This window comes from Microcystis sp. M165S2 (assembly GCF_020245885.1).
In the GTDB taxonomy this organism is placed as follows: domain Bacteria; phylum Cyanobacteriota; class Cyanobacteriia; order Cyanobacteriales; family Microcystaceae; genus Microcystis.
The window spans coordinates 1-2,528 of record NZ_JADBTZ010000263.1; the positions used below are offsets into that span (position 1 = coordinate 1).

At 43.5% G+C, this 2,528-nt stretch carries 4 protein-coding genes; all 4 read left to right on the plus strand.

What is annotated here, in order from left to right; all coding sequences use genetic code 11:
- Nucleotides 1-874: 874 nt before the first annotated feature.
- Nucleotides 875-1,141, plus strand: coding sequence for a hypothetical protein (locus IM479_RS13165; protein WP_287699451.1), 267 nt, complete (start codon nucleotides 875-877; stop codon nucleotides 1,139-1,141).
- Between the two features lie 37 nt (nucleotides 1,142-1,178).
- On the plus strand, nucleotides 1,179-1,568 hold the full coding sequence (locus tag IM479_RS13170; RefSeq protein ID WP_287699452.1) for a hypothetical protein: 390 nt from the start codon (nucleotides 1,179-1,181) through the stop codon (nucleotides 1,566-1,568).
- Between the two features lie 344 nt (nucleotides 1,569-1,912).
- On the plus strand, nucleotides 1,913-2,227 hold the full coding sequence (locus tag IM479_RS13175) for a D-Ala-D-Ala carboxypeptidase family metallohydrolase (RefSeq protein WP_353847761.1): 315 nt from the start codon (nucleotides 1,913-1,915) through the stop codon (nucleotides 2,225-2,227).
- Nucleotides 2,228-2,482: 255 nt separating this feature from the next.
- On the plus strand, nucleotides 2,483-2,528 hold a 46-nt coding region (locus IM479_RS22695; protein WP_353737480.1), incomplete at its 3' end, for a helix-turn-helix domain-containing protein.

Sequence of the window (2,528 nt, forward strand, 5' to 3'; positions counted from 1 at the left end):
CGAGAGTTATTTACTTTTCAACAAATGCTATCGTTTTTAAGGCAAGCCGTTGATAAAATCTATCAAGTTGTTGATACTATCTATTTGCCTTCTGGCTAATAGCAATAGTCTTTTTTCTTAGACATAAGTTTTCTTAATTAGGGTTTGCTGAAAAAATCTAAAAACCTTGTTGGGTAAGACTTTTAGACTTTTTGTCAATCAAAAAGTACCAGGCATGGGAGTGGTCAGGGGGAAAATGCAGGTACTTTTTCCCTGAAAATTAGGTAGTTGACCACCTGAAAATCGGTAAAACCCATCCCCCATCCCCCCAACCCCCAACCCCCAACCCCCACCGAAAAACTTTTTCAGCAGACCCTAATTAGTTTCTCTAAGTATTTTGTATCAGATGTTACTAAATACTCTGGTTATTCAAACTTTTCCATCTACTGATTTTAGGTAAACCCTATGATGAGGACAAATGCACTACAGTCAACCCAGAGCGAAATAGCTTAAACGTCCCGGGCAATCAAACAATTCTGGGAAAGGTAGTCAAAAAGAAACGCTGGCGACCGACGGCTAACGTCCGATTTACCCACGCAATCGCACTGATCCACGGACTATCTAAGGGGGTGGTGTTGGTCGATCGCACTGGTCGCTTTATGGATGTCTTGTCCGATTCCGAGTAATGCGTCGTTTGTTTTTCAACGCATATATGTGTTGTTTGTTATTGCGAACCCGCCCTAAATCAGTCAAAGTGTGACTGTACAAGAGTTTAGAACGATGATCGATGTCAAAACCGCCCCTAGTAACTCATTTTTTCACTGAAGCCTCTACAAGGTTTCTTTTGGAGCTTCCTGATGTGTACGCATCCAGCGGCAGCACAATCGGATCAGCCATGGGTATCACGAGAGCCCCTAGCAACTTTGAGCCGGACGAGGATGATGTCGGACTGCGGGTCTCGGATGGGCTGAGAACTGGCAGATTAATTAGATTAAGACTTAGCTATCGGACTGTAGTTGATGGCAGAAATATCATGAAAAGCGCTCGAATTATTTGTCCTACTTCTAAAGTAGATACAGCTTTATTTTCTTTGAAAAACAAAACCTACAAGACATTTAATATCGTTGGTGCTGGTATTCCTCGCCGTCGTCGCTTGGGTTAATTTTGCTAAATTTCTCGTTTTTTTTTGAGGTATTGCAATGGGTCAAAAATTCGCACGCCATAAAATTACCGTTAGTGAATTAACTGGTTCACCTACCAGTCTCCCTTTTTATTTTCTCGCTCCTGAAGATACCTATCAAGGCTTGACAGAGACTGCTACAGGCGTTAACAAAATTACTATGTCGGGCGCTCCGAATACTACGGATGAAACCGCACCTTTAACTACTGTGGAAGCTCTTTTGCGCTCTGGCTATGCAGTGAGAAAAGTGATTTCTTACACAACCGGATCGGGGGCTACACTCCGTCGTCGTTATGCGCGGATCATTGTTGCTAAAGATAAAGCAGACACATTTACCCCACCGGCTACTATCAGAGGAAACGGTAATGTTGTTGGTGTAGTTAATCCTTTAGACGCGACTTTCTCCTAATTATGATTGTTGTTCTTTTGTGTCTTGTTTGTCCTTTATTCGTGTTAAAATGTCACAGAAAAATAAGATTGCGTTAGGTCTTGTCTGTGTGGGGTTATTAAGCTGCATTATTTTAAGTTACCATCTCCCCCCGGAAAAATTAACGATTGCGATCACTGGTCCGACTGCTGTAGTTGGGGCCGGGTTAGCCCAATGGAGTAACAGGGACGATTAAGGCAATGACTAAAACACAAATTAACTGGAAAAACCCTAATCAAAAAATCTCTTAATATTTTTCTGTCAGCGAAGTAACCAAAAACGACCCGCGACGGGTTCCCCCTGCTGGTAGCGAGATAGAACGGAATATTTTACAACTTGCGCTCGAACTCGATAAAATTCGTGACGAGTGGGGGTGTCCGATTTTGGTTAATTCTTGGTATTGCCCGCCGGCTGTTAATCGCGCCGTTGGGGGTGCGTCTAACTCTCAGCACCTTTACGGTCGCGCGGTTGATATCCGTCCGGTCAATCCGGGACGCTTGGTTAAGTTTCAGGCGTGGCTAGATCAGCACTGGTATGGAGCGCTAGGGTATGGCGCGTCCCGAGGTTTTGTTCACCTCGATATGAGAAATAGCAAAGGATGGCGAGCTAGTGGTCAAAAAGGAACACGATGGAATTATTAAGGTCGTTGTCAGTTTAAAAGTTGATCGATTGCTTTCACGGCGATCGATTTTTTCTAGGGGTATCTGTCTCATAAAGTCGGACTGATTGATGCCTTAATTGCCGCTTCTGCTGTTGGGCATAATGCAACCCTTTGCACTTTCAACGTCAAGCACTATCGAGTCATCGAAAATTTTGGGTCTGAAACCCCGTCGTTCTACGACGGCTTTACTGTTAAATATTAACACATTTACGAAATATATGCTAAAATGCTCCCCATGGAAAAAGCCTATTGGTTTCGATTTTACCCCACACCCGAACAAG